Source organism: Psychrobacter sp. CX18 (assembly GCF_057396215.1).
Genome location: NZ_JBXYJH010000027.1, coordinates 1 through 6,483, shown reverse-complemented (window position 1 = coordinate 6,483; position 6,483 = coordinate 1). Strand labels below are relative to the sequence as shown.

Sequence of the window (6,483 nt, the reverse complement as noted above, 5' to 3'; positions counted from 1 at the left end):
GGTGAAGCTGGCTTATGGTGTCTTGTCCTGATTGTACGGAGGCTTGGGCGTAGCTGTAGTAACTGAATGGTTTGGCTGATGTATCACTGTGTAGCTATTCACGCTTTTCGCTACTATCTGTCCGCCAGCATAGGGCAGTGGTAATGGCTTGCGATGTCACTTGCTTTGCGTGCCATCTCAAGCCTGACCACAGCAGCCTATGATGCCGTACAGTATATCCGCTACAATCGTGGCTAAACCGCACCACACGTTAACCACTGTGCGGGAAGTAAACATTTGAATAAAACCGCTATTTGATAGCCATTAGGTTTTACTTTTAAGGGGTGTTGTTTTTTGGGGTGACAACTTAACCTTTTGAGTTTGAAAAATAGTATTGTTATAGTTTAAGCCTGTCAGGCAATTGGGGTATTGATATTAGTTCATAGGCTTTAAATCACGCTTATCAATCCACCCAAATTTAGTTCCATTTTTGTAAGAGACTTTTACCCAATACTCATTCTGGTCAACGGCTTCAATAAAGTCGCCTTTAATATAATAGTTTGGTGGGGATCTAGATTCAAAATTATCGTCAAGTATTTCTGCTTGATCTGTTTTGACAGTGTACTTGGTCGGTGGCAATGGACAGTTTCTGACAAGCTCATCAGCTTCTGTTGGATATGAACCAATCAGGGTAATAAAATCATTTACACTAGACTTATTGTGGTTAATACAATAATACTCTTCACCAGTTGGTAAAGAACCCTCTGTTGATGCTTTTGATATATACCATTCACCGTTTTCAAATATATAGTAAAAAGTATATCCAGATCTCCCTGTAGAATATTGAGTATTTATAATAAATCCCGAGTAGTCTCGGTGCGGTAATATGCTGGACAAAGACCAACCTGTCTCAGTGGTATAGCTTCGCGTACTCAAGCTCAGTGTGTATTTACCAATTTTGTCTCCAGTAAGCACATAAAGCTCATTACCTTGAAATAAATTATTCTCATCATTAATGCGGCTGATCACTAAGTCGTCTATGTCATCCGCATTGACATCAAAAGTAAATATTTTAAACTGATCTTTTGCTAAGCTCTTTTCGATTTCTTGTAAAGGTAGCGACCCATTAAAAGTGAACTTCTTAATACTTCCATCTATATTCCATTGTTTAGAAATACCAATTTTCTTACCATTTTTATAATTACTGTCAGACTGATAAATATCAGGATAAGAGTTGAATTTGGAATAACAGCGACCATTTTCGAAGCCATGGTTATAAGTGCATTCAAGTGTTAGATCACCCTGTTCATTCCAGCTCTTAGATGTACCATGAAGAACCCCGTCTATGTAATGATCTTCATTGTGTTTTCGTCCATTTTCATAGTAATCAATCCAAGTCCCTGTGGGCATGTTGTTTTTATAGTGTGATTCTATTCTTTTATTACCAGACTCAAACCATACGGTTCTTGCGCCCTCTCTGGGATAATAATTGTTAGGATGGGCGGTGTCCTCGTTATCGGTATATTCAAGTTTGCCATCAGTCAAAATATACGGATCTGTAAACTTATCTCCCGAGATGAAAAAGTCTTGTACTAAATAGCTATCGTTAGGCAGCTCTTTAATAAGCACACGATAATAATAAGCATTAGACTTAGAAGATTTTTCGAGACCAAATAAATCATGAGCACGCATGTATAAAACGATATTTGGTTTAGCATTTACATCGTTATCAGCACCGCTTACCTTAGTCGCAGCCATTGTTTCTTCACTGTTTGGTTTGGGTTCTGAAGGAGATGATTGTGCATTACAGGCAACGATAGAGGTCGGGACCATTAGTAAAAGGTACTTGATAAAATGACTCATAGATGAATACTCTCAAAAAATATATGATGTGTAATGACTTAGTTATCTCGTTGATCCAGCCTTCCAACCATGCCAAGTGATTTTCAATGCTTTCATATCGGCTTCACTTTTCTGAGGTGCACTTGATTCATTATTTGCAATAGGTAGGTATGCTGTTGGCACATAGAATTCATACTGTTTAATTGGGCGAATATAAATACTTAAATGCTGATTTTGGTTACCAGCAAACCTATAGAAATGGGTTCCATTAGGATGAGTTCCAATAACTAAAGCTACATGGCTTGAATGATCAGACCTACTCATATAACAAGCTATAGCACCGTATATAGGTTTTTCAATTTTTTTAAAGTTTACTTTATCTAATCTAAAACCATTTGCTCTAACTTTACCCCAGCCATCGGATACATCAACCATTTCAAAACCAGTTTCAAGTAAGCAGTAATTGATAAAGGCTGCACACCAAGAGGTACTCGTCATTTGATCAAAAAAATCAGGTCTAGGAACAGCTTTAGGTACATCTATGTAATCGAAATAGTTATCATGATCGTCAATATAATCTTCATTTCGATTAATATATTCTTTACCCTCACGTATGGCGATCTCCATCCATGGAGCAATATCACTACTTATTGGTTCAACTTTTGGTTTTTCTACACCTGTACTTACACATTTAGAAGGGTACTCAAAAAATGATTTTAAAATCTGGACACATTTTTTTCTATGATTAATACCGTTCTGTCCACCGTTTATCAGATACCTAATTCAATACCAGAGTCATCTGTTTTATGGGGTTTGATATTATTATTGTATTCATGATGGTAGGTTGTGCTTGGTAATGGTTTGCCTGTGTCTGCTTCTACTAGTTTGATATTGAAAGACACACTATTAACTTCTGAATTATTTCCATTTTATTTATTTTATTTGAAGCAGTATCACCTTGAACTATTTCATTAGACTTTTGCTCGTTTGTATTATTAACTACTTGATGCGGTTAAGTTTTAGTATTAAAATTACACTTAGAATCGACCAAAGTAATAGATTTAATTTTTTTATCCATGTACCCTGTTTTACCGTCTAAGGCTAATGCTTGAGTCTTCAGCTCATTAAAAGTTGAGGATAACGTTGTATTTGGCTTATAAATCTATTTTTCAAATTAATAGAAATCTAACATTAACGATCGGTTGTCACGTTTAGTATCTCTTATTTCAAGATATCTGGATTGACATGCTTCCTCATCAATTTGTATTTCTTGGAGCTTAGCTCTTAAGATCGGCATAGCATTGATTAATTTTTCTTCAATAATCTTAATATTAGGAAGATTCTTGGCTTTTAAATATGGAATAAAATCTTCATCGTAATATTTTAACCAAGCGCATGACTCTATTGAGTTAAATTCATAAGGGTCATATGCTAATAATTGAAGATATAAACTTATTAGTTTATCGTTAGCTAAATTATTTGCTGGAATATTATTCATAAATTGATTATCCCATGAAAACAAATACATTATTAAATATTCTTTAATATTATCTAATGTTTCTTGATCTACGTCTTTCATTGATTCCTTTGAAACAATATTGAAATCAGAGTAATCTTCTCCACGGCTATAATCTGAAAAAAACTTTTCAATTAATTTGTATTTGATAGAGTTAGCATTGTATTCTAAAGCAACTTCTAAACATCTATCTTTAATAGCTAAAATATCTTTATAATTCAGTCTCATTGTATTTTCTATAAACTGAATATCAGATTCGTAACTCCATGTATAAACGTCAGCACAAGCGTATGGATGTCCAAGTTCTGCCAATCGAAAAATACTTTTATAGCCTTGAGTTTCAACACTAGGTTTATTCTCATGCCATATTTGATAAGTTGCCCATGCATACTGAGCATTTATTTCTTTAGGATTTTTAGAATATTCTTCAAGTAGTTGCATTTTAATAGGGTCTAAAATTCTAAGACTTATATCACTAGCTCTCAACGCCATCGCCTCATTAAGACTTAGACGTCTATCAGTAGGAAGTTTAATATTATCTTTATTGTTATAATTCATTCTTACCTCGTTTTCGATTGATATACTGGACTCGCAGGCTATTATAATAAAAAGGGATGTTAATATGATTGTTAGTCTGTACATAAATAATTCCTTATTATCTACCACGCAACGAAACTGCACTATTGAAAATTCTAAAATTACCTTTTAATTTTTTTTCAGGTATATCAGCCAAATTTTTATCTGAATGCTGCCACCTGGGAAACGATTCAATTTTAGGTGAAGAGCTATACCATGTTAGTGAGGTTGGGGCATATACAGTACCTATATTTGGATGTTCAGAAATATATTGAGCGATAGTTTTATTAATACCATTACCTACGTTACATGATAGTAAGACTAATGTTTGATTATCCTTATAACCATTCTTACTTATAATTTCATAGAATTTATTTATAGCTTCAATCCTTTCTCTTTTATTTTTTCCTTTAATTGATACATATTGATTTGCTGATCTTGTTGAATTCAGTTCTCTTTGTATAGGGTCAGGATCATAAGTATTTACCCATAAAATACCGGTATTGCTACCATGACCGTAAACATAGTAATATTTATTTGGTAAATATCGATCTCCTTCTAAAACCTCAATAGTATCATGGAAGATCTTTTCATTCGCTGCAAAGCCAATATATGATTTATAAAACATTTTACTTCCAGTATTAGGTGCTAATTTTAATAAGCTCTTGAATGAAATCAGTTTAGTTCCATTAGGAACAAGGGGTACTGAGTCTAAAGTAAACCCTGTTTTAATTCTTCTGTCATAATGTGATTTAAATGATGAATCTTTAGCTTTTAAGTTATCAACAATTGCATTGATAGAGTCTTGATCATTAGCAGTAATAACATTTTTTAATGGACTTGGCGCAGGGTGTTCCAGTATGCTTGACAAATTTCCTGTTATATCACTTTGATAAGTTTTGTTTTCTTCAGGTAGTATTTCTAATAGTGTATTTGGATAATGTTCATTGATTTTACCCATTTGATCAGACTTACCTAAAACTATATGACCATTACTTGAATCTATTATGCGGAAACGTCTGTTCTTTAAGATACGACCAGTTGAGCTATCTACCAAATAATTATTTATATTTTCATCAAGTTCTTGAAAAGTTAAAATTCTAGCAGTAGCCCGAGCCCCAGCAACCAATCCCTTCTTAACTGCCTGAATCTTAATCGTTCCTGGGCACACAAACTTAACCCCGCTCTCATCAATCGTTAACGACGCCCCGCCGCTAGTTTGCACCTTAATACGAGTCGGGGAAGCTACATGTACCTCACCCGACTCACTACCTATCATCATCCCTTGCTGAGAGTGCAGCTGCAGCTCACCGCCTTGCGCCTGTATCGCAAGCGGCTTAGTATTAGCACTCACATTAAAGCCTGACTTAGATGCTTGTCCAGATACACCTGCAAGCGAGCTTAACGTATCACCAAGTAGCTGATAACTGCCGCCCACCATATCCGACTGAGTTAACCCAGACTGTCTCACCACACTCTTAGCCGTAAACAGCGTGTTTTGGCCTGATGCCAGCAGACTGTCTTTGCTCACCAGCATCACATCAGGCGCACCAAGCGTCTCCACACCGAGCGTCTCATCAATAACTTGAGCCGTCTCTTTAAACGCTTTTATCTGCGCATCTACATCTTGAGACGAATGCAAATGGCCTTGCTTCGCCTCACTATAACTATCAGACAAGCTATAGCCTATATCCAGCTGACGAGCGCCCGCATCATTGACCCAAGCTGACTCATGACGGCTTTGAGAATGGCGTATTCCAAACGTCGATAACAAAACACCATTATCCCCTGACAACTGTACACCTTTATCACTTGCCACCTCAAACCCAGCACCACGAATACTAGACTGATGATTACCAAAGCGGTGACGCAGTACACCCAGCTCTATCACATGCTCACTTGGGGAGAACACACCCTTATCACTTGATGTCGGTGTACTGGCATTGGCTTTATCCTGCGTATTGACTGACCACTGAAGCCCAAGCTTATGTGGCGTATCATCAAACAGCAGATTGGTTTCAGAATCACTATCCAGCCCAAACTGACTGATACCTGATATCCATCCACTGTGTGCATCATCCTCATTAATTTGAGAATGACCCAACGCCCCGCCATGCCAACGAGGGGAGGCGCCTTGCATCAGATTATAACGATGCGATGCGCCGCTATCTTGATACGTCACATCCCGCTCATCCACATCACCCATGCCAATACCTTCATAAAGGCTACGGGTAATCACAGGACTGTCGATATCACCATACCAATGTGATAACAGCACCGCTTGCCCAAGCCTTGGGGCAAACTGCCAACCGTGCGATGCGCCAGAGGAGAGCTGTAGGGATCGAAGTGGCGGGGTATGTTTGTCATCATGATCACTGATACCTGCCCACACAGGGGTGGTGATGACTTTATGTTGTCCGTCATCACTAATCTGTGAGTCATAGCTTGGGGCACTAGCATCGCCACTACGTGCTTGAGTAAGGCCGCTATAGGTATAGGCGGCAAAAGATAGTGGGCTTGGGTAGCGGGTATAAGGGATGTCAGCTGCAATCAGCTTAGCCTCTACCCAT

Annotated in this window: 5 protein-coding genes; all 5 read right to left on the bottom strand. The window is 37.4% G+C overall.

Annotated features, from left to right (window positions below):
• Positions 1 to 414: 414 nt before the first annotated feature.
• Entirely contained in the window at positions 415 to 1,812 is a 1,398-nt protein-coding gene (locus tag AC2SLT_RS12930; RefSeq protein WP_486548063.1) for a toxin-antitoxin system YwqK family antitoxin, read from the bottom strand.
• Between the two features lie 72 nt (positions 1,813 to 1,884).
• Positions 1,885 to 2,448: a CHAP domain-containing protein gene (locus AC2SLT_RS12925; RefSeq protein WP_486548062.1), complete on the bottom strand. Its 564-nt coding sequence runs from the start codon at positions 2,446 to 2,448 to the stop codon at positions 1,885 to 1,887.
• Positions 2,449 to 2,591: 143 nt separating this feature from the next.
• Entirely contained in the window at positions 2,592 to 2,723 is a 132-nt protein-coding gene (locus tag AC2SLT_RS12920; protein ID WP_486548061.1) for a hypothetical protein, read from the bottom strand.
• A gap of 272 nt (positions 2,724 to 2,995) precedes the next feature.
• Positions 2,996 to 3,895, bottom strand: a complete 900-nt coding sequence (locus AC2SLT_RS12915; protein WP_486548060.1) for a hypothetical protein — start codon at positions 3,893 to 3,895, stop codon at positions 2,996 to 2,998.
• Positions 3,896 to 3,992: 97 nt separating this feature from the next.
• The coding region (locus tag AC2SLT_RS12910) for a DUF2345 domain-containing protein (protein ID WP_486548059.1) at positions 3,993 to 6,483 on the bottom strand (2,491 nt) is incomplete at its 5' end.